General features: G+C 37.4%; 19 protein-coding genes and 3 tRNA genes. 7 read left to right on the top strand and 15 right to left on the bottom strand.

From position 1 onward, the window contains the following. Positions 1-112: 112 nt before the first annotated feature. The 10 genes from PWP26_RS02555 to sat form a co-directional block, all read right to left on the bottom strand. A tRNA-Thr gene (locus PWP26_RS02555) sits at positions 113-188 on the bottom strand. Between the two features lie 19 nt (positions 189-207). After that, a tRNA-Gly gene (locus PWP26_RS02550) sits at positions 208-280 on the bottom strand. 25 nt (positions 281-305) lie between these two features. Further along, positions 306-388 (bottom strand) — tRNA-Tyr (locus tag PWP26_RS02545). A gap of 58 nt (positions 389-446) precedes the next feature. Continuing rightward, a complete protein-coding gene (gene qmoC, locus PWP26_RS02540; RefSeq protein WP_038062613.1) occupies positions 447-1,643 on the bottom strand; it encodes a quinone-interacting membrane-bound oxidoreductase complex subunit QmoC in 1,197 nt (398 codons plus the stop codon). 12 nt (positions 1,644-1,655) lie between these two features. Next, positions 1,656-3,857, bottom strand: a complete 2,202-nt coding sequence (locus tag PWP26_RS02535; protein ID WP_287567938.1) for an FAD-dependent oxidoreductase — start codon at positions 3,855-3,857, stop codon at positions 1,656-1,658. Between the two features lie 3 nt (positions 3,858-3,860). Continuing rightward, a complete protein-coding gene (locus PWP26_RS02530; RefSeq protein WP_287567936.1) occupies positions 3,861-5,099 on the bottom strand; it encodes a CoB--CoM heterodisulfide reductase iron-sulfur subunit A family protein in 1,239 nt (412 codons plus the stop codon). 117 nt (positions 5,100-5,216) lie between these two features. Next, positions 5,217-7,217 carry an adenylyl-sulfate reductase subunit alpha gene (gene aprA / locus PWP26_RS02525; protein ID WP_287567934.1) on the bottom strand — a complete coding sequence of 667 codons (2,001 nt, stop codon included), beginning with the start codon at positions 7,215-7,217 and terminating at the stop codon, positions 5,217-5,219. 40 nt (positions 7,218-7,257) lie between these two features. Beyond that, the gene (gene aprB / locus PWP26_RS02520; RefSeq protein WP_038062625.1) at positions 7,258-7,749 is read right to left on the bottom strand and encodes an adenylyl-sulfate reductase subunit beta; all 492 of its coding nucleotides are present in this window, start codon (positions 7,747-7,749) and stop codon (positions 7,258-7,260) included. Positions 7,750-7,953: 204 nt separating this feature from the next. Beyond that, positions 7,954-8,313: a hypothetical protein gene (locus tag PWP26_RS02515; protein WP_287567931.1), complete on the bottom strand. Its 360-nt coding sequence runs from the start codon at positions 8,311-8,313 to the stop codon at positions 7,954-7,956. 32 nt (positions 8,314-8,345) lie between these two features. Next, entirely contained in the window at positions 8,346-9,719 is a 1,374-nt protein-coding gene (gene sat, locus PWP26_RS02510) for a sulfate adenylyltransferase (RefSeq protein ID WP_287567929.1), read from the bottom strand. Positions 9,720-9,991: 272 nt separating this feature from the next. Between sat and PWP26_RS02505 the strand changes: the two genes are divergently transcribed. Together PWP26_RS02505 and PWP26_RS02500 are read left to right on the top strand one after the other, a co-directional pair. Next, the gene (locus PWP26_RS02505; protein WP_038062665.1) at positions 9,992-10,951 is read left to right on the top strand and encodes a polyprenyl synthetase family protein; all 960 of its coding nucleotides are present in this window, start codon (positions 9,992-9,994) and stop codon (positions 10,949-10,951) included. Positions 10,952-10,957: 6 nt separating this feature from the next. Continuing rightward, positions 10,958-11,596, top strand: a complete 639-nt coding sequence (locus PWP26_RS02500) for an HAD family hydrolase (protein ID WP_038062631.1) — start codon at positions 10,958-10,960, stop codon at positions 11,594-11,596. Here PWP26_RS02500 and PWP26_RS02495 read toward each other — a convergent pair. After that, positions 11,527-13,854 (bottom strand): exodeoxyribonuclease V subunit beta, encoded by a 2,328-nt coding sequence (locus PWP26_RS02495; RefSeq protein WP_038062634.1) that lies wholly within the window; start codon positions 13,852-13,854, stop codon positions 11,527-11,529. The two genes, PWP26_RS02500 and PWP26_RS02495, sit on opposite strands and share 70 nt — an antisense overlap. Before the next feature lie 25 nt (positions 13,855-13,879). Between PWP26_RS02495 and PWP26_RS02490 the strand changes: the two genes are divergently transcribed. From PWP26_RS02490 to PWP26_RS02470, 5 genes are all read left to right on the top strand, one after another. Next, positions 13,880-14,626: a 16S rRNA (uracil(1498)-N(3))-methyltransferase gene (locus PWP26_RS02490; protein WP_158506241.1), complete on the top strand. Its 747-nt coding sequence runs from the start codon at positions 13,880-13,882 to the stop codon at positions 14,624-14,626. A gap of 67 nt (positions 14,627-14,693) precedes the next feature. Further along, positions 14,694-15,182, top strand: coding sequence for a hypothetical protein (locus PWP26_RS02485; protein ID WP_038062640.1), 489 nt, complete (start codon positions 14,694-14,696; stop codon positions 15,180-15,182). A gap of 6 nt (positions 15,183-15,188) precedes the next feature. After that, entirely contained in the window at positions 15,189-16,025 is an 837-nt protein-coding gene (locus tag PWP26_RS02480; protein WP_301398903.1) for a DUF4198 domain-containing protein, read from the top strand. Positions 16,026-16,113: 88 nt separating this feature from the next. Next, positions 16,114-17,112: a ketol-acid reductoisomerase gene (ilvC, locus tag PWP26_RS02475; RefSeq protein WP_038062645.1), complete on the top strand. Its 999-nt coding sequence runs from the start codon at positions 16,114-16,116 to the stop codon at positions 17,110-17,112. Between the two features lie 226 nt (positions 17,113-17,338). Further along, positions 17,339-18,199, top strand: coding sequence for a universal stress protein (locus tag PWP26_RS02470; protein ID WP_301398902.1), 861 nt, complete (start codon positions 17,339-17,341; stop codon positions 18,197-18,199). On the opposite strand, the gene dnaB is transcribed toward PWP26_RS02470, so the two are convergent. Genes dnaB through rpsF form a run of 4 tightly spaced genes read right to left on the bottom strand, consistent with a single transcriptional unit; the run spans position 18,180 to position 20,647 of the window. After that, positions 18,180-19,562, bottom strand: a complete 1,383-nt coding sequence (gene dnaB, locus PWP26_RS02465; protein WP_038062649.1) for a replicative DNA helicase — start codon at positions 19,560-19,562, stop codon at positions 18,180-18,182. The genes PWP26_RS02470 and dnaB overlap by 20 nt on opposite strands. Before the next feature lie 9 nt (positions 19,563-19,571). Beyond that, the gene (rplI, locus tag PWP26_RS02460; RefSeq protein WP_273010783.1) at positions 19,572-20,018 is read right to left on the bottom strand and encodes a 50S ribosomal protein L9; all 447 of its coding nucleotides are present in this window, start codon (positions 20,016-20,018) and stop codon (positions 19,572-19,574) included. A 19-nt stretch (positions 20,019-20,037) separates the two neighbouring features. Next, entirely contained in the window at positions 20,038-20,289 is a 252-nt protein-coding gene (gene rpsR / locus PWP26_RS02455) for a 30S ribosomal protein S18 (RefSeq protein WP_038062653.1), read from the bottom strand. 13 nt (positions 20,290-20,302) lie between these two features. Continuing rightward, positions 20,303-20,647 carry a 30S ribosomal protein S6 gene (gene rpsF, locus PWP26_RS02450; RefSeq protein ID WP_038062656.1) on the bottom strand — a complete coding sequence of 115 codons (345 nt, stop codon included), beginning with the start codon at positions 20,645-20,647 and terminating at the stop codon, positions 20,303-20,305. Between the last annotated feature and the right edge of the window lie 7 nt (positions 20,648-20,654).

The following is a 20,654-nucleotide window of genomic DNA, read 5'->3' as shown; positions in this document are numbered from 1 at the left end:
TCTTACCATGGTCTATGTGCCCAATCGTCCCCACGTTTAAATGCGGCTTCTTCCTCTCAAACTTTTGCTTAGCCATCTTCCCTTCCTCCTATCCTAAAATAGGTTTAAAAACTGGAGCCCACGACCGGACTCGAACCGGTGACCTCTTCCTTACCAAGGAAGTGCTCTACCTCCTGAGCTACGTGGGCACCCAAACTTTTTTTCACGAGCGGGCGACGGGACTCGAACCCGCAACCCTCAGCTTGGAAGGCTGATGCTCTACCACTTGAGCTACGCCCGCTTTATTCTCTAAAAATAAACAAAAGTGGAGGGGGGAGGATTTGAACCTCCGAAGGCGAAAGCCACCGGGTTTACAGCCCGGCCCCTTTGGCCGCTCGGGTACCCCTCCTTGTTTTTAGTCTCTATAAAATTAACTTAATTTTACATTTTGTCAAGAGAACAAAACACTATTGAGACATCTTTTGATTTATGTCTTTATAGTATAAATCAAACATAACTGCGGTTGTTCTAAAGGCTAAATGAGCAAATTTAGAATAAGCCACCCCTAAAAATAAGATAAATACCGCAACCAAATGAGCTAAATAAACTAAAGATACTATAGATTCTAAAGAAGGTATACTCCGTACCACCTCTATGCCAAAACCAGTTAAACCAATGATTAAAATAAGATTGATCAAGAAACTGTCAGCATAGCTTGTCTTTACACTTTTTTCAGCCTCAGCCTTGCCTCTTCCCACCATTATAGCTATGATGGAATAAAGAAGCAAGAGACCTCCAAAATTGCCTAACCATTTAACAGGATGAGTAAGAGGATTCCATGGAGTATGGAAACCTAAAACGTCAGCCATAAAGAAAACAATCGCTGTGGTAATGGCTAAAATAATGAAGGCATAAACCAACAACATATGAGGATTAGCCCTCCAGTGGTTAGAATTACACTTTTTAAACCTCGCATGAGATAAAATCTCTACTATAGCAGGGATAAAGTAATTTTTTAAAATAGTCCACATCCCATACCTATAGGCCTGAGGTATCTTATACGTATCCACATAGGCATTCCATACTTTGTTTATCGCAGAAGCAAGCATTATCACCACAAATGCCGCAAGAGGTAAAAACACCACATCTATCATCAAAACCCTTGCCGGCAAATGAAAAATCCAGATATCATAAGTAGGACCACCGTAAGGGAAGGAGTTGGCATCAAAAAAGTTGGGAAGTCCCTGGAAGGTAGCTAAAGTTGCTAAAAGAATAAAAAACAAAGCAATAGCAGGTAAAACCAAAATACCCCAGCTGTTGTTATAAAAGGTATGCAAAAACTTTAAAGGCACTGTTTCTTTAATCACCAACAACCTTAAAGCTCCTAAAACATCTCCTGGCTGAGCCTCTCTTGGACAATATTTACTACAATCACCACATTGATGACACAACCAAACCGCAGGGTCATTTAAAAGTTTCTCCTTAAAACCCCATTGAGCAAGGATCATCTGTTTCCGAGGGAAAGGAGCCTCTTCTGGAGAAAGAGGACATACAGTAGCACATGTAGCACATTGATAGCATTTTTTAACAGTATCACCACCTATTTCCTGTAGCTCTTGAATGGCCTTTAAATCTGGGTCTACTTTTAAAATGCCATTACTCATAGTCTATCCTCCTTACCAGCCTTTAAATGGGTTTTCACCAAATCCTTTAATTTCTTCAGCAAATTTTTGCATTTTCTCTACTACTACATCTAACTCGTCTATCGCCACCGTATGTATTGTAACCCTTTCTGGTTCTAATGCAAGTTGCTGCAACGTTTCAGCTACGTTTTCCATACGTCTGTTAGCAAGTTCACTACCCTTTATAAAGTGGCACTGATAGTTTTCACCATATTTACAACCTAAAAGAAGAATACCATCGTACCCTTTACTCATAGAATCTTTTATAAAAGCTACGTTAACCGCTCCTAAACATCTTACAGGAATGATCCTAAAGGCTACAGGGATGGACTTTTTATTGTAAGCAACCATGTCTAAAGCTGGTAAGGCGTCGTTTTCACAAACAAAAGCCATAAGCCTGTACTGTTCGTATCCCTGTTCAGGCATCTCTGTAGCCTTAATCATAGTAGAAATCATATCGATAGAATAATCCTTAAAGTTAATAATTCTTTGAGGACAAGCACCAAAACAAGTTCCACAACGACGGCACCTAGTAATATTAGGAAGAGGATTACCTTTTTCATCTTCGTTTAAAGCACCAAAAGGACATTCCTCAGTACATCTCTTACATTGAGTACACATCTTTAAATCCCATTCAGGATAAGCATAATCCCATGTCCTTGGATGCACTGCATGACCTTCTTCAATAGCAATTAAGCATTGAATAGCCTTCAAAGCTGCTCCCTTAGCATCCTCTATCGCCTGTTGAATGGTCATAGGTTGATGAATAGCCCCTGCTGCATAAATTCCTGTTCTTCTGGTTTCATAAGGGAAACAAATGAAGTTTGAGTCTGCATACCCATAAAAAAGTTCAAGTTCAGGTAATCCTGGCCCTTGCCTGTATTCTAAATTAAGTACAGACTCTTCAGCTGTAACTGGAACCATTCCTGTAGCTAATACTACCAAGTCAACTTCAAGCTCAATTTTTTCTCCTAATAAGGTCTCATCTACCAACACCTTAACCTTACCGTTTTCTCCCTCAGTGACAGAAACTACCTTACCTTTGGTTAAAAACACCCCTGGGTCGTCTTGTAAAGTTTTATAAAAGTTCTCAAAAATACCTATAGTTCTCATATGATCATAAACAATGAAAGCTTTAGCTTCTGGGTCTACCTCTCTTACATACTGAGCCTGCTTAAGAGAAGCTAAACAACAGAAACCAGAACAGTAAGGAAGATGATTTTCATCTCTTTGACCAGCACACTGAATAAAAAGAACACTCTTTATCGGAGCACCATCTGAAGGTCTTACCAAAGCTCCATTCTTAGCCATCTCTTCAAACTTAACGTTAGTCACCACGTTTGGAATAACTCCGTAACCTAAATCTGTAAGCTTGCTCGCATCATATGGTTTGAAACCAGCTGCTAAAACTATAGAACCTATCTTTATCTCCTCCTCTTTCCCACCCTGTTTTATCTTTACCTGGAATAAACCAGGAGCACCTGAAATGTTGGTTACAACCGCACCTTTATATACTTTTATCTTATCGTTTGCTTCTACCTGTGCAATAAGGTCATTTACTATAGGAGGAACCAACTTTTGAAACGGAGGGTTCACCTCACAATGAGCTTTCATCTTTGCTACAAAACCACCAAGTTCTTTTTCCTTTTCTACCAAAACCACCTCATAACCTGCTTTAGCTGCCTCTAAAGCAGCAGTTAAACCAGCAACACCACCTCCTATAACTAAAATAACCTTAGAGATTTCCTCCTCAGGCTTAAAAGGCTCTGGCTTTTTGTAAGTTTGAAGTTTAGCTACACTCATTCTTACATAGTCTTTAGCTAAAGCCATCAGTTCGTCTTTAAAAGTAACCCCACTAACATATTCAGCGGTATCTTCTAGTATCTCTCCGTTTTCTCCTACCAAAAATCTACTCCAAACTACCCCTTCTCTTAAACTTACCCTATCAACCGCTACTTGATCAAAGGAAAAAACATCATAGTTTACCCTTTGAGAACAAGCACATATAGAAACAGCATCTAACCCATCTTGAGCTATTTTTTCTTCGATAAAAGCTCTACCTTCCTTAGAACACAGAAATTCTTTTGTATAGACAACCGCAGCACCTTGGTCTTTAGCTGCATTTTCTAAATCCGCCAATTCCAAACGATCACCTATATTACAAGAAGAGCATATAAAAACTCCTATTTTTTCCATTTTTTACCCCCTTTTTATAATTTGAATAGCTTTTAAAGCTGCACCAGTAGCAGTCTCATTAGAAGTCATGACATCTAAAGGCATCTTTGCACAACCACAACTTATAATTCCTTCATCCTCAACCACAAATCCATTTTGATCGATCTTTATACCCTTAATTTCCGCAGAAGCTAAACTCGGTTGCATTCCTAAAGCTAATACCACCAAATCAACCTTTTGACTAACCTTTTTACCAGAAAGGGTATCCTCAGCAGTAACTATCAAATCTTTAGTTTCAGGATCCTCCTCTATTTTAGCTACCTTACCCTTTATAAAATTAATCTTAGCCTCAGCTTCAGCTTTCTTTAGAAATTTCTCATATCTACCAGGGGTTCTAAGGTCTATATAAAAGATATAAGATTCTGCCTTAGGGTCTTGTTCTGCCAAATAAAGACTATGTTTTAATGATGCCAAACAACAGATGTAAGAACAGAAAGGCAAATGATTTTCATCACGAGAACCGGCACACTGAACAAAAGCCACCTTTTTAGGTGGTTGGTTATCAGAAGGCCTTACAATCTTTCCTTGTGTAGGTCCCCAAGGAGAAGCCATTCTTTCCATTTGCATATTAGTGATTACATTTGCATATTTCCCATAACCTAAATTATCAAGCTTGGTAGCATCATAAGGCTTCCAACCGGTAGCCCAGATTATAGCACCTACATTTAATTCTAAAATCTCTTCTTTCATTTCTGGATCTATAGCATTATATTTACAAGCTGCCATAATCCTTTCTAAATCCCCAGGGGCCAAAGCGTCTTTATCTAATACATATTTCATAGGAAAAGCTACAGGATGAGGAAGATAGATGGCCTTTGTTTTAGAAAGGCCAAAGTCAAAGTCACTTACCCTCTCTCCTTCACAAACCTTCTCACACTCTCCACAGGCAGTACAGTTATCATTCACATACCTTGGATATATTTTGATTTTAACATTATAATTCCCAGGTGTCCCACTTACCTCTAGAACCTCTGCCATTGTATATACTTTAATCCTGGGATTACTTTTAATCCTCCTATAGTTAATCTCTAGACCACAAGTAGGAGGACACAACTTAGGAAAATAATACCTAAGTTGAGCTACCCTTCCACCTAAGGTAGGTTGTTTTTCTACTAAAATAACTTCAGCTCCAACCTCTGCTGCCTCTACCGCAGCGGTTACTCCACTTATACCACCACCTACCACCAATATAGGTTTACTCATATTATAACCCCCTAAACACTTTTTCAGAATAAAGCCCTTTTTCCCTAAAGGGCTTTATTCTGAAAAAATAAAAAAAGAGGGGGACTAAGCCCCCTCCCTTACTACTATTTAATTATTTTACGGTCCAAGTGGATCAGGAATGATCTGGACGTAAGGATAGGTTTCTAAAGTCCATTCCTTAGTTTCAGGATTCCAGCTGGAAAGGGTGAAACATCTCCAGTTAGCATCATCAAGAGAAGGAAAGTCAGTTCTGTAGAAGTAACCAGGATAACGAGTCTCTTCACGGAAAAGGATGTGCAAGAGGTGAGCCTCAGCAGTCCATACACGGTGCCTGTTTTCCCAAGCTCTCATAAGTTCATGTAAGTCTCTGGCTGCAGCATATTCCATATCTTCTTTAAGCATTCTGAGAAGGTCAAGACCTCTCTCGAGCATGACCTTGTTGGTCTTGTAGAAAGTAGAGGCACCAGCCACATATTCGTCCATAAGCTTCATAAGCCTGGCCTGGATGTGACGAGGAATGAGATAGTTGGGATTGATTTCATAGTGGGTAGAAGCATTCTTAAATTCTTCAAACCTATACCAAGGACCATAGATTTCTTTCTTTAACTCTTCAGCGGTTTCCTTGATGGTAGGTGTATAGTCTTTATTGTCGAGGCAGTATTGGACCATAGCCTTGGCTGCAATACGTCCCTCTACATGAGAACCAGAGGAAAATTTATGTCCAGAAGCTCCAACGGTGTCACCAGCACAGAAAAGACCTTTTATAGTAGTCATCCTGTTGTAAAGACCGATTTCTTTCCAAGGAGCCTTATATTCTTCAGGTACCCAATCTTCATTAGGACCACATACCCAAGCACCAGCGCAACCAGCGTGGCTACCAAGGAGATAAGGCTCGGTAGGCATAATTTCAGAAGGTACTTTTTCAGGCTCGATGTTCAAACAAGCCCACAATCCAGCCTGAGTTACACACATATCTAAGAAGTCTTCCCAAGCCTCAGCAATGAGATGTTTAAACTCTTTCTTGTCCATCTTTTCAGCGGCTTCCTGAAGAGCCCATTCAGTGTGCATATAAATAGGACCACGACCCTGTTCCATTTCAATAAGCATTGCATGGTTTCTCAAACAGGTACCGATGTGAGAAGCTTCTCCATAAGGAGCAAACTTCTTAAGCTCGTCTTTGTGTTTGGCTACATAGTCTTCACCAAAGGCGTTGGTTGCCCTAGCTTTAAAGAGCAAGAACCAAGCACCAACAGGACCATAACCATCTTTAAAACGAGCAGGGATAAACCTGTTTTCCATAAGAACAAGCTTAGCACCACTCATTGCACACATAGCATAACCAGTTCCAGGGTTCCATACAGGATACCAAGCACGGCCCTTACCTTCATCTATAGACCTTGGACGGAAAATGTTAACCGCACCACCGGTAGCAAGAAGAGTAGCCTTAGCCTTAATGATATAGATTTTATTTTCTCTGACAGAAAATCCTACAGCACCAGCACAACGACCCTTATCATTAGCATCTAATAAAGGTCTTACGATAAAGCATCTTTCAATGATCTCAGCCTTATCATAGCTGGCAAGAGCATTTTTAGCAGCCTCAGCCACGATAACCTTATAAGACTCTCCATTAATCATGATCTGCCAACGGCCAGAACGAACAGGCTGAGCACCATTCTTTAGTGTTAACCCCTTAGCCTTAGCTTCAGCTCCGTCTAACGTTTTACCAGTGTTAGGATCTTTTTTCCAGATAGGAAGACCCCATTCTTCAAAACAATGAACAGTATCATCTACATGACGACCAACATCAAAAACTAAGTCTTCACGTACAATACCCATCAAGTCACAACGGACCATTCTTACATAATCATCAGGCTTGTTTTCTCCTATATAGGTGTTGATAGCAGAAAGACCCATAGCTACAGCACCAGACCTTTCCATAGCAGCCTTATCGCAAAGAAGAATCCTTAAACCATGAGGCTTGGCCCACTGAACGGCCTCCACAGCAGCACCACATGCAGCCATTCCACCACCAACAATCAAAATATCTGTCTCTTTTTCTACTATTTCAGGTTCTGCACAAGCCAAACCAGGGTTATAAAACCAAATCTTAGGCATAGTTGCCACCTCCTTTTATTTTTAAAATTTTTTAAATTTTTTAGTATTTTGCAACCTTACCAAGAGCACCAACTTCAAATTTCTTATTAAGAACGGCTTCAGGCTTCTTAGGTTCTATTCCATCAGCTGCCTGAGTAAAAAGCTGGTTGGTACTAAGTTTAGATGGATCAGGAGCAGGTTTCCCAACCGTAGGATCAGCAGAACCTTCAGGTGTGGTTCTGATAGGGAACTTAAACCTTAATACAACACCGTTTCTAAACTTGATGGTCCACATAATGTCAGTAGTACCACGCATAGGTTGGCAAGTTCCGTGTAATGGAGCAAAATCGGCATAATGCCTGATAGCTATAGCACCTTGAGGACAGCTTTTTACACAGCTATAACACTCCCAGCACTGATCAGGCTCCTGGTTGTAAGCCTTCATAGCCTCAGGGTCAAGAATCATAAGGTCATTAGGACAAATGTACATACAAACTGTCCTGTCACCACCCTTGCAACCGTCACACTTTTCAGGGTTCACATAACTTGGCATAGCCAACCTCCTTTTTGGTTTTATTCTTATAAACTTTTATATCTTTATAAACAACTTTAATAAAAAGTCAACTCTAGAAAATAAGCAAAAATTTTTAAAAATATCTTAAAAACTTCATTAATCTTTTTTTATCTTTTTATTTCTTTTGCTATCTTTTTAAAGAACAATGGGGAAAGGATGTCCACCTTTCCCCATACACCTTATTTACTCAATTTCTATTTCAGGAGCAGGAAGGTATTCGGCTTCTTTAGCAGCTAACTCTTTAATCTTACCGATGTTAGCTAAAACTGCCTTCACCACTTCTTCTCCTAAGCTCTTCTGATTAACTATCTCTTCAAAAAGCGCTCTTTTGAAAGCTACAGGAGTATCGGTTATACAGGCACGAGAGTCGATTCGTGCAGTTTCAAAGGCTTTCAAGATCTCATTTTTTACCTCTTCACCTACCTTTACTCTAAGAACCTTCAGCTCTCCACCAAAAACAGCCTCTATATTGGCCTCTACAGGAGTGCCCTTAAGTTTTGCCAACCTGTAATCATCTAAAAATACTTCTAAAATGTATTCCATGTTTTCACCCCCTATGTTTTTAAAAATTTTAACTAATCAAGGTCAGGAACATCAACTTCTAAAGTCTCTTCTTTATATTGTACATATTTTTCGTTAACAAAAGGATAGTTAAACTTTTTCCACCATTTAACGATGGTCTTAAATACCTCAGGTCTCATGATAATGGCTGGAGGCTGAACACCCTCAGCAACCAATCCTCTTATCAAGCTACCGCTGAGTTTTTGTTTTTCTTTGTCATGCCCACAGTTTTCACTGTAAGCCATTTCCTTACATTTTGGACAATACCAGAATTCCCTCATGTTTTGAGGCCTAATCTGCAAGCCACCCTCAACCTCTGTAGGAGGCTTGTCAAAACCATAGCTAGGAATACCCTTAAGCCATAGGATCTGGGTAGCAAATGTATCATAGTATTCACCTACAGCTGCATGGTCTCTACCAAACATATGGTGAGTACAACCCATGTTTTGCCTGATGATACCATGGAGCAAACTTTCTAAGGGGTTACCATATCTCATATCCCAAAGGGTAAAGGAAACAAGATGCCTGTTAGGCTTGATATAACCTGCCTTATTCACCATGTCATGAGCTTCTAAGATAGCCTCATCAGGATAGTCTCCTCTTCTTTTAACACCAATAATAGCATTTACCAAAATACCATGACAAGGCTCCACATCACCGGTAAAAGCAGCTGCCTTCATAAGCATCTCGTGTCCAACATGAGGCACGTTTCTTGTTTGGTGAGCGATCACAGTTCTCCAACCTCTTTCGTCAAAAATCTCTCTACACTTTCTTGGAGGAATCCAAAATCTGTCGAAAGGAGGTTTAAAAATAGGCTCGTTAATGATGGTATACTTTCCAGCCAAAATGATAGGCTGATGACTTCTGTAAATAACCCAACCAGGATGTTTATCATCAAACTTTTCTCTCACTACCTCAGGATTTTTTTCAGGAGTACCAAAAGTTCTGTCTGCAAGTTCAGCAGGGTCGATTTCATAAATTTCTTCGATGTCTAAAATTGCAAAAGGCTTACCTTTAAGCCTGAGAAGCAATCTATCTCCAGCATCAACCCCAAGTTTCTGATAATCTTCTTTGGAAATGTCAAAAAGAATAGGATAAGGGAAAATCCAACCACTTAACAACCTTCTTTTTGAAAGAACAGACTCTAACTCAGCAGAGGTCATAGAACCTTCTACAGGGCTAAAAAATCCATAACAGACAGACATAATCTCACGATAAACGTTTCTGACAGGTGTGCCTCTTTTGTAGTGCAAGGTAGGCTTGATGTCATAAACAGCACCAGCCTTTTCACAAGCCTGGACGATCTTTTTAGCTGCCTTCTTGTCTTTAAGAACCCTTTCTACCAACCGCCCACCATGAGGCATAGGCCTGTTAAAATAAAGCTCCATAGTAACCCTCCTTTCAGTTGAATTATTTTACCTACATTAGTTAAACCTACATTATTTAATTATTTTCAAATTATTAAACAATTAAGGATTAAAGTCAATAGAATTAAAAGGCGTTTAACATGTTTTTTAGTTTAATATGAGCAAATATTTTTATTAAATATCTTTTTTTTTAATTTTTTAAAAATTTTCTTTCATTTTTTTTTGTTTTAGAAATTATGATTGTCAAAAAGAGGTTTATGCTTTATAATTCCACAAAAAGTGTAAAAAGTAAGATGATTGTCGAAGAAATCAAAAAAGAACTCCTTTTAATAGAAGAAGCTCTAAAGAATTTTCTTAGTTCTCAAGTACCGTTTATCAATCAAGTAAGTGAGTATATTCTCTTTGCAGGTGGGAAAAGGATAAGACCTCTTCTTACCGTAATCTGTGCTAAACTTTTCTCTCCTTCTGTTTCTGAGGTTTTATATCGGTCTTCTATTCTTTTTGAATATTTACATGCAGCAACCCTTCTTCACGATGACGTAGTAGATTCAGCAGAGTTTAGAAGGGGAAGAAAGGCTGCAAGAAATCTTTGGGGCAATCAAGCTACCATTTTAGTAGGTGATTACCTTTATGCTAAGGCTTTAAAACTTGCCAGTGAATTAAGAAACCCTGAGATTATGGAAATTATTACTGAAACCACCCTTATCATGAGTGAAGGAGAGGTCCTTCAGCTCTTAAATCTTTATCAAACAAACCTTTCGGAAGAATTTTATGAAGAAATTATTTTCAGAAAAACTGCAGCTCTTATCTCTGCTTGTTGTGAAGTAGGAGCGATCTTAGGAGGAGCTTCTAACAAGGAACGAGAAAAACTAAAAATTTTTGGGAAGTATTTAGGTTTATCTTTCCAAATCATAGATGACCTTTTAGACTACTTAAGCACTGAAACAGGAAAAGACTTGGGAAGAGATTTTAAGGAAGGAAAAATCACCTTACCGGTAATCTATGCTTTAAAGCAAGCCTCAGAGGCGGATCAGAAAAGGCTTTTAGAGTTGTTAAATCTCCCTGAGCCTAAGGAGGAATTTTTCGAAGAAGCTAAAAACCTTATAGAGAAAAATCAAGGATTTAAGCTTGCCCAAGAAAAAGCTTTATCCTATATAAATAAAGCTAAAGATACCCTAAATGGATTACCAGAAAATATTTACAAACAAATGCTCCTTTTCATTACAGATTATCTAACTAACAGAAAAAAGTAAAGGGTTATGAATAAAATCAAACTTTTGGTTTTAGATTGTGATGGAGTGCTTTTTGATTCAAAACAGGCCAATACTTATTTCTATAACTATATCCTTGAAAGGGTCGGAAGACCTCCTATGAGTCCTGAAGAGATAGAATTTATCCATATGCATTCAGTCAACGAATGTTTAGCCTATCTTTTCAGAAACATGCCAGACAAACTTGATTTAGCTAAAAATATCCAAAAAGAGGTTTCTTATTCCCTTTTTTTTGACTATTTAGTTATGGAAAAAGGAGTAAAGGAATTTTTAAGTTGGGCCAAAAATTATTTATACATTGCTTTATGCACCAACCGTACTACTTCCACCTATCCTTTGTTATCTCACTTCAACCTTACCGATTATTTTGATTATGTTATGGATGCAAGCATCGTTCCCAAAAGCAACCCTCGAGCCCTTCTCCAGATTTTAGAACATTTTAAAACTTCTCCTAAGGAAACTTTATATGTAGGAGATTCTAAGGTAGATGAAGCCCTTTGTAAAGCCTGTAAAGTTTCCTTGGTAGCTTTTAAAAACCGAGCCCTTAACGCAGATTATTACGTAGAAAGCTTTGATGAACTTAAAGAATTACTGCTTTCCAAATTTTCCCTTTCCAAAAGGTCGTAAACCTTTTTAAATATTTTTACCAAAGGAGAAAATTTGGTTTTTTCTATAGGGTCTGGAAGGAGAACAAACAAATTTTTCTTAGCCCTGGTAAGTGCAACATAAAGTAAGTTCAAAAGCTCAAGCCGATTTTTAGCTTTTTCTAAATACCAGCCTAATCTACCTTCTTCAGGAAGCTCCGTTTTTTTCCCATAAAAAACTTTTCCGTTGTAAAATACCAACCTTAAGTCTGTAACGAACGTTTTTTCTTTCCAGAGTAATGGTAAAATCACCGTTTCAAACTCTAACCCTTTGGCTTTATGAATGGTTAAAATTTTTATGCAATCTTCCATCTCAGGGATGTCCATTTCATCTTCTGAATATTTTTCCCAGTATAATAAAAATTCTTCAAGACCTTCTCCTTTTCTGTCTAAATTAAAAACCACCGTCAAAAATTTATAAAGTGCTGTTATCTCTGTCGAAAATTTCTTTTCTATTTCTAAGTTTTTAACTATCTCTATACAGGTTTTATACAAAGAGGCATCTTTCTTTAGATCCAAAAGAGGCAATATCTGTGTTTCCCAAAACTCTTTTCTATGTTCTTTCAAAAACGCTACAAGCCTTAAATAAGATTTAGTTAAAATCCAATTTAGGTATTCTTCTAAAATTTCCTTTCCTTCAGGGAAAATAGCACTTGAAAGAAACCCTGCAAGAGCGACCTCGTCCTCTGGATAGGCTATAAACTTAAGTAAAGACGCTAAGGCGTTTACCACCAGCGACTCCTTTAAATGCAAAGAAGAGGTGGCTAATACATTAAAACCTTGAGAAATAAGAAAAGAAGAAAAATCTGCTACTTCCTCGTTTTTTAGCATCAAGATAGCTACATCCCTTAATTCTCCTTGAGATTTAAGCTCGTTTAAAATGTTGAGAACCTCTTCTTTTGCCTTTTCTATAGCCTTATTTTCGGATGATTCATCAATATTAAACCTTCGTATCTCAACTCTACTTTTATCTTCTCCTTGTTGTGTATTTGATGGATTTTGAAGGACATGCTTAAAATTGGTTTTAAACTCACTTATAAGGTTTTGAAGAACTTTATCCTTTTCCTCTCCTCGGTCTGATCCTCGGTCTGATTTAGAAAAAACAAGCTCTGTCAAAATTTCATGAATTATGTGGTCTTCGTTGAGTTTATTAAAAAATCGGTTGTTAAACTCTATTATTGTTTTACTACTACGATAGTTGTGGTCTAAAACTTCTTCTTTAACATTGTAAGAACGCAGAGTTAAATTTTGCGAAACCTCTTCAAAAAGTTTAGGATCTGCCCCTCTCCATTGGAAGATAGACTGTTTAGGATCTCCAGCACAGATTAAAAATCCCTGTTTACTTATTAAATCTTCTATGATAGGGTTCAACGCTTCCCACTGAAGCCGGTCCGTATCCTGAAACTCATCTATAATAACCCCTTTAAGGCTTCCAAGCTTGACATATACCCAAGGAAGAAGTCCATCTTCTTCTTTAAACAAAATATCTGCTATTTTTTCTTTCCAAAATCCTATAACAAGCTCTTTTTCTCGAAAAAAAGTCCTTTCTAGGAAGTCCTTTAAGATAGAATAAAATCCAAAATAGGTTTTTATTTCTCTATCTAATTCGTTATCATCATCCTTGTTTAAGCTATTCAAAAAGGTTAAAACCTCTTTATGATAAGTAAGTTTTTCCAGAAGTTTTTTTAATTCGGAAATTAGACTATTTTTAAAATTGAGCTTAAGAAATTCTTTCTCTGTAATTAGAATTTCCACAAAAGTTTCTAAAATTTTTTTTAACTCCTGGTCTTTTTCTGTTTGTTGGTAAAAATCGGTAAGAGCCTTTTCTATAAGCTCTTCTCTAAGATAGGTACTTACCCTGAAATCTGGCTCCAAACCTACCTCATACGAGATAGCCTTATATAAGGTTAGCAGAAAACTATCTATGGTCTTAACCTGAAGGTGGTCGTAATTTAAAAAAAGGTGATTTAGGATTTCTTTTGCTTTTTCAGGTGAGAGATTAAGCTGACAGCTTAAAGTTTTTCCTCTTTCTGTTTGTTTTATTATCTCTTTCAAAAACACTATTATCCTTTGTTTCATCTCAAAAGCAGCTTTGTTGGTAAAAGTGATCGCAAGAAATTTTTTGAGTGAATCCTTTCCTTCTTGAGAGATAAACTTAAGGTAGTTTAAGGCTAAATTATAAGTCTTTCCGCTTCCTGCACTGGCTTTGTATATGATAATATTAGGCTCTTTTGACTCCATCAAAATTTATTGTATTATAGATTTTATGAACCTTCAAGGAGGGAATAGATTTTTCTTTGAATTTTCTGGAGAAGAAGGTTTTCTTTCAGAAGAAGAGAGTTTTCATTTAATTAAAGTACTTAGAAAAAAACAAGGAGACAGACTTTTTCTAATAGACGGACAAGGCAAAGAGTTTGAGGCTGAAATTAAAGAGATTGTAAAAGACGGAAAAACTCTTAAAGCTAGGGTTCAAATCTTAAAACTTTTAAGAGAAGAAAAACCAAGGACACCTAAGGTTATCGGAATACTACCTGTTTTAAAAAAAGAAAAAACCGAGTGGCTGGTAGAAAAAGGTACAGAGCTTGGAGTAGATATTTTTGTCCCTTTTTACAGCAGATTTAGTGTGGCTAAACCTTCTAAAAATCTAATTCCCCGTCTTATAAATAAAGCGAAACAAGCGTTAAAACAATCGGGACGGCTATTTATGCCTGAGATATTGTCTCCGGTAGAATTAAAGGCTTTCTTAAAAGATTTTCCTTGGAAGGAAAGCCTTAAATTGGTAGGAGGTTTAGATTCTTCTCTTAAAGTAGAAGAGTTATGCATAAAACTTAAGGAAACCCACACCGTTGTATTTATAACCGGACCTGAAGGCGGTTTTGAAAAAACTGAGGAGGAGCTGCTATCTAAAGTTGGATTTCTATTCTTATCCCTTGGTCCGTATGTATTAAGAGCAGAAACTGCTTTCTTAGGGTTAGCAAGTGTTATCAGCTTTTTATCTCTATCTATGGATTAACCAGTTGAAAAAAAACTAAAATGTGGTTTTATAGAAAAAGGGGTAATTTTTTAAAGAGGGAGAGATTATGGGTGGACGCTCACGTAAATCTGTATTAAAGCAGAAACTGGCAAAATACTATAAAGAAAGGGAAAATCCGTTAGCTTTACTTGCTCTCCAAGACGAGATCATAAGACAAAATCAAGACAAATTAATGATTTTAGAAAAAAACTTAGAGGCTTTGAAAGAATTAGAAGAAAAAGTAGATAATAGACCCACCACGGTATCCAAACTTCACATCAGAAAAATCTCAAGCGAACAAGATAAAAAGTTTGCTAACCGTGCTTTTTATGAAGTTCTTTATCCTATTACTTTAGAATACAGGTTCATGCCACTCCAAGCCATCTTTATCTGGTATCTAAAAGCTTTAGAACTAGTCTATGGAGATAAACCTCCAAAGATTCATGTAAACAGACTACAAAAATGGATAAAATATTGGTTAACAAGCCTTACCCCTGAACAGGAACTTCAACTAAAGAGTGCGATCATCTCCTGGATACTTAACAGGTTCACCTAAAAAGAAATGCCTTTTTTAGGATTACTTTTTCTTTTAATCTTTTCTTTTTTCCCTGAAATAAGTTTTGGGTATAAAGTCTTTTTAATCAGCCTTCCTGATAATTATGGAGCCCTAAAAAAAGAAAAAATTTTCTATGTAGGGGCAGCAGAGCCTGCCTTTGGGTTAATTTTAGACCTTAAAACCCCTAAAAACCTTTATATTCTCCTTCCTAATGGGACAACAGAAAAACCTACTTTTTTAAAAACCGAATTTTTTGACCGTTCACTTAACACCAAAAGGGTAGGTTATAAATTCAAGTTTTCTCCCAGTAACGAAGGAGACCATCTTCTTTGTTTGGAAAGTGATTATACTTTGTTAAGAGACAAAATCGTAGGTAAATTTTTAGTCAAAACTCCATTTCATGTGGTAAAGGAAACCTATCAGAAAAACCTTTGTAACTTTGACTTAGAAATCAAACCTTATACCAGACCTTATGGGTTTAAAAAACATGGAGTTTTTTGGGGACAAGTTTGGTATCAAAACAAACCCTTATCCTCAGGTGAAGTAGAGGTTGAACACTTTTCTCCTGTGTTTTTACATGAAGAAGACCTTCCTAAAGACAGCTATGGCCAGATAAACTATCCTTATCTTAAAAATAAGGTTCGACTTTCAAAAAACGGATTTTTTGTAGTTTCCTTTGAGCACCCTGGATGGTGGGTCATAACTGTTAAGGTTCGTTCTGGAGAAAAGACCTATGGCAATCAAAAATATCCTCTTTATCTGATACATCATTTATGGATATACGTATTTTCTGACAAAAAAGAACAGAATACCTACGAATACTTTGAGCCTTATTCTAAGTAGTTTTTTCTTAACATTTAAGAGGTTTAAAATTTTCAAAAAAGGATTAAGTGTTAAAATAACACTTTAAAATCTATTTAGGGGGTGCTTTATGAAGGTTTACAGAGACGAGGATGTAAGTTTGGAGGTTTTAAAGGGAAAGACTATAGCAGTTTTAGGTTATGGGAGTCAAGGGCATGCTCATGCCTTAAATTTAAGAGATTCTGGTTTAAACGTGATAGTTGGGGTAAGAAAAGGTGGGAAAAGTTATGAAAGGGCTAAAAGAGATGGATTTGCACCTCTTTCAGTTAAAGAAGCTTGCGAGAAAGCTGACATCATCATGATCCTTCTCCCAGACCAAGACCAGCCATTGGTTTATAAAAACGAAATAGAGCCCGTATTAACTCCTAATAAAATGTTACTTTTTGCTCATGGATTTAACATCCATTACAACCAGATCGTTCCTCCGGCTGATGTGGATGTAGCTATGGTTGCACCTAAAGGTCCTGGGCACTTAGTTAGAAGAGAATTTACTAAAGGCGCAGGAGTTCCTTGCTTGGTAGCAGTTCACCAGGATGCCTCAGGGGAGGCTTTTCAAAAGGCTTTAGCCTATGCGAAAGGAATAGGAGGAACCAGAGCTGGGGTGATAGAAACTACTTTTAAAGAAGAAACTGAAACAGACCTTTTTGGGGAACAAGTGGTACTTTGCGGCGGAGTTACAGCACTTATTAAAGCAGCCTTTGAAACTCTGGTAGAGGCTGGATACCAGCCTGAAGTGGCTTATTTTGAATGCCTTCACGAACTTAAGCTTATCGTAGACTTAATTTATGAAGGAGGACTTTCTTTCATGAGATATTCTATCAGTGATACCGCTGAATACGGAGACCTTACCAGAGGTCCAAGGATCATCAATGAAGATGTAAGGTTTGAAATGAAAAGAATCCTTGAAGAGATTCAAACAGGTGAATTTGCAAGAGAGTGGATTCTTGAAAACCAAGCCGGAAGACCTGTATTAAACGCTCTCCGTAAAAGAGAAAAAGAACATCTGATAGAAGAGGTAGGAAAACAACTTCGTGCTATGATGCCTTGGATTAAAAAACCTGAAGAATAACAACTCTCTACTTCTCAGCCCCTAAGGAGACCCCTTAGGGGCTTTCAGTTTATCTTCTCTTCTGTTTTCTCTCCAAAAAAATCAATGCCATATTTTCTTTGTATGATGTAAGATTAAGTAAGAAGTTTCAAAATTTAACCTACAAAATATCAGTTTTATCTTGACTATTTTTTAATTTTTTATAAAAATTAAAAAATATACGTAAGTTTAAAAAGGGGGGTAGGAAATGTGTAAGTTTAAAAGGATACTAGTTGCACTTGATGGATCAGACGCAAGTAAACATGCCTTTGAAGAGGCGTTAACCTTCGCTAAGAACGAAGGTATAGAGCTTATGGCTGTAAGTGTTATCCCTCCTTATAAAGGGTTGGTGAGTTCTCTTTCTATCTTTGGACATGTTAGAGAGAATATCAAAAAAACATACATAAAAGCCTTGGAAGAGGCTAAAATGCTTGCTGAAGAAAACCAGATGGAGCTAAAAACCTTTTTAGAAGAAGGGAAACCTTGTGAAAAAGTGATAGAGGTAGCCATCAAAAACAACTGCGACCTTATAGTAACAGGACGTAGAGGAGCTACCAGTTTTGAAAAAATCCTTATAGGAAGTACCGCAGCTAAAATCATCAACGACAGTCCTATAGACGTACTTATAATACCCAGAAAAACTCTTTTAAAGATCCAAAAAATACTAGCAGCTACAGATGGGTCAATCCCTGGTAACAATGCAGTTAAACGGGCAGCAAAGATAGCTAAGGCGTATGGCGCTACCTTGGATATTGCTTCAGTTATTCAACTTCCTCCTGAATCTATCATAGGAGAAGAAGAACTTTTAAACATATTAAAAGAAGAAATTTCTAACCAATTAAACCCTGTTGTAAAGGAAATCGAGGCATTAGGCCTAAAACCTCGGGTCTTTATAGAAAAAGGAGAACCCTATGCAGTTATCGTAAACATCATTAAAAATCTTGGGGCCACTCTACTTGCGATAGGAGCTGACGAAGAGACGGGGAAGAAACTTATCGGGAGTGCTGCTCAAAAAATAATTGCTAACTCCCCGGTACCTATTTTAGTCATTAAGAAAAACGGAGATTAGGGTCTAAATTTCCAAAAGAAGTATACTGGGGAAAGTAGGCAAGTTTTACTACGCCCATTGGGCCATTACGCTGTTTACCGATGATGATTTCAGCTATACCTTTTTCTGGGCTTTCTTTGTTATAAAACTCATCTCTGTAGATAAAAAGAATTACATCTGCGTCTTGCTCGATAGCCCCTGATTCTCTTAAATCTGCAAGCTGGGGCCTTTTATCTGGACGTTCTTCTACCTTTCTGTTTAATTGAGAAAGGGCAACCACCGGAACGTTAAGTTCCTTAGCTAAAGCCTTTAAACCAGAAGATATTTCTGATATTTCTTGTTCTCTTCTTTCCTTTCTTTCAAGTCCTTTCATCAACTGAAGGTAGTCTATCACGATCAGCCCTAATGGGGTTTCTTTAAGCAGTTTTTTGGCCTTGGCTTTTACTTCTAAAATGTTGATACCCGGAGTTTCATCTATGTAGATAGGGAGTTGGCTTAAGGTTGAAGCTGCCTGAGCTATCTTTTGCCATTCTTGAGGCTCCAGTTGTCCAGTCCTAAATTTCTGAAAATTTACCTTGGCTTCAGCACAAAGCATCCTTGCACAAAGTTGTTGTTTACTCATTTCTAAAGAAAAAACCGCAGCCCCTATGTTGGCTTGTTTGGTAGCGTTTCTTACTATGTCTAAGGCTAAGGCTGTCTTACCCATACCAGGACGAGCAGCTATGATAATAAGGTCTCCTTTTTGTAACCCTGCGGTCATTCGGTCTAATTCATAAAAACCTGTAGGTATACCGGTTATAAGGTCTCCCTTTTGATAAATGTTTTCTAAATACTTGATGGTATCTTTTACTATATCTTTCAAAGGAGAAAAACCCTCTTTTTTTCCATAATGTGACAACTCAAAGAAGGCCTTTTCCGCATAACTTAAAAGTTCTTGAGAATCTTCTGTAGAATAATAGGCCCTATAGATAAGCTCTTGGGAGATATTGATGATTTCTCTAAGAATACTTTTTTCTTTTACTATTTTTGCATAATAGAGGATGTGGGCAGAAGTAGGAAGAAGACTAACCAGCTCGGCTAAATACACCGCCCCACCGACCTTTTCTAACTCTCCCCTCTTTTCAAGCTCATTATGTACGGTTACGATGTCAATAGGCTCATCCCTTTCAAAGAGAGAAAGGAAGGTACTATAAATTAATCTGTGGGGCAAGGCATAAAAATCTTCAGGTTTGATGATGTCAAGGACTTTTACTATGGAAGGAGGGTCTATAAAAATACTTGCTAAAAGATGTTTTTCTGCCTGTAGGTCTTGAGGAGGTAAGAGCTCAGGAGGTAAACCCTCCGCAAGCTCTTGTTTAAACTTTAAGTTCTTTTTTGCTGACATTTAAAAATATTATTTTTCTTCTATTACTTCTAACTTTATGGTTACTACTCTATCAGGAGAAAATTTTACAGGTATCTCATAAACCCCTAATTTTTTGATAGGCTGGTCTAATTCGATAAACTTTTTATCTACCTCAAATCCCTTTTCTTTTAAGGCGCTTACTATGTCTGCTACCGTAACTGATCCAAAAATTCTATCTTCTTCTATTTTACGCCTATAAATTACCAATTCTAATCCTTCAAGTTTTTCAGCTAAGGACATAAGTTTTTTACGTTCTCTTTCTGCCTTAGCTAAAATAATCTGTCTCTCTTTTTCTAAGGCTTTTATATTTTTCTGGTTAGCTGGGATAGCAAAGCCTTTGGGTATTAAATAATTTCTGGCATATCCATCTTTTACCTTTACTATATCACCTGCTTTCCCTAATTTGGGAACATCGGTCCTTAATATTACTTCCATCGGTTATCCCCCTGTTTGATTATTCTACCTCTACTTCAGCTACAAAAGGCAAAAGAGCCATTATTCTTGCCATTTTGATAGCAGTAGTAAGTTGTCTCTGATGGTAGGCACAGGTACCAGTTTGTCTTCTATGAATGATCATCCCCTTCTCGTTTAAAAACTGTTTAAGAAGATCTGCGTTTTTATAATCTATCTTAACGCTTGGATCAGCGCAAAAACGACAAAACTTTTTCTTAGCAAAGGCTTTCTTTTTTATAATCGTATTTTCCATTTTATCCCCCCTGTTACCCCTCATTTGATACTTTTTCTGGATTATATCTATCTTCCAACTTAACCACGATAAACCTTACCACACGTTCATCTATCCTAAAATAATCCTCTAATGCCTTTGGGGTATCTGCTAAACCATAAAACTCTATTAAGACATAATAACCATTTTTACGTTTAGCAATGGGATAAGCGAGTTTCCTTAAACCCCATTCGTCTACTTTAAGTACATCACCTTCTTTAGAGTTAATAATCTCTTTAACTTTTTCTAAAACCTGATCTTTTTCAGATACCCTATCAGGATGGATGATAAATAGGGTTTCCCATTTACGAAACCTTTTAACTGGTCGCCACAAAGCCATCTTTACC

It is taken from the genome of Thermodesulfobacterium sp., assembly GCF_030445475.1.
GTDB lineage: Bacteria > Desulfobacterota > Thermodesulfobacteria > Thermodesulfobacteriales > Thermodesulfobacteriaceae > Thermodesulfobacterium > Thermodesulfobacterium commune.
This window is presented reverse-complemented; position numbering and strand designations above follow the sequence as displayed.

Coding starts and splice junctions, on each gene's coding strand:
- PWP26_RS02485 (WP_038062640.1), top strand. CDS start 14,694: ATGGGTGGACGCTCACGTAAATCTGTATTAAAGCAGAAACTGGCAAAA.
- qmoC (WP_038062613.1), bottom strand. CDS start 1,643: ATGAGTAATGGCATTTTAAAAGTAGACCCAGATTTAAAGGCCATTCAA.
- rpsR (WP_038062653.1), bottom strand. CDS start 20,289: ATGGAAAATACGATTATAAAAAAGAAAGCCTTTGCTAAGAAAAAGTTT.
- dnaB (WP_038062649.1), bottom strand. CDS start 19,562: ATGTCAGCAAAAAAGAACTTAAAGTTTAAACAAGAGCTTGCGGAGGGT.
- aprB (WP_038062625.1), bottom strand. CDS start 7,749: ATGCCAAGTTATGTGAACCCTGAAAAGTGTGACGGTTGCAAGGGTGGT.
- PWP26_RS02515 (WP_287567931.1), bottom strand. CDS start 8,313: ATGGAATACATTTTAGAAGTATTTTTAGATGATTACAGGTTGGCAAAA.
- rpsF (WP_038062656.1), bottom strand. CDS start 20,647: ATGGCTTTGTGGCGACCAGTTAAAAGGTTTCGTAAATGGGAAACCCTA.
- PWP26_RS02500 (WP_038062631.1), top strand. CDS start 10,958: ATGAATAAAATCAAACTTTTGGTTTTAGATTGTGATGGAGTGCTTTTT.
- rplI (WP_273010783.1), bottom strand. CDS start 20,018: ATGGAAGTAATATTAAGGACCGATGTTCCCAAATTAGGGAAAGCAGGT.
- PWP26_RS02535 (WP_287567938.1), bottom strand. CDS start 3,857: ATGGAAAAAATAGGAGTTTTTATATGCTCTTCTTGTAATATAGGTGAT.
- ilvC (WP_038062645.1), top strand. CDS start 16,114: ATGAAGGTTTACAGAGACGAGGATGTAAGTTTGGAGGTTTTAAAGGGA.
- PWP26_RS02495 (WP_038062634.1), bottom strand. CDS start 13,854: ATGGAGTCAAAAGAGCCTAATATTATCATATACAAAGCCAGTGCAGGA.
- PWP26_RS02505 (WP_038062665.1), top strand. CDS start 9,992: ATGATTGTCGAAGAAATCAAAAAAGAACTCCTTTTAATAGAAGAAGCT.
- PWP26_RS02470 (WP_301398902.1), top strand. CDS start 17,339: ATGTGTAAGTTTAAAAGGATACTAGTTGCACTTGATGGATCAGACGCA.
- PWP26_RS02490 (WP_158506241.1), top strand. CDS start 13,880: ATGAACCTTCAAGGAGGGAATAGATTTTTCTTTGAATTTTCTGGAGAA.
- PWP26_RS02530 (WP_287567936.1), bottom strand. CDS start 5,099: ATGAGTAAACCTATATTGGTGGTAGGTGGTGGTATAAGTGGAGTAACC.
- aprA (WP_287567934.1), bottom strand. CDS start 7,217: ATGCCTAAGATTTGGTTTTATAACCCTGGTTTGGCTTGTGCAGAACCT.
- PWP26_RS02480 (WP_301398903.1), top strand. CDS start 15,189: ATGCCTTTTTTAGGATTACTTTTTCTTTTAATCTTTTCTTTTTTCCCT.
- sat (WP_287567929.1), bottom strand. CDS start 9,719: ATGGAGCTTTATTTTAACAGGCCTATGCCTCATGGTGGGCGGTTGGTA.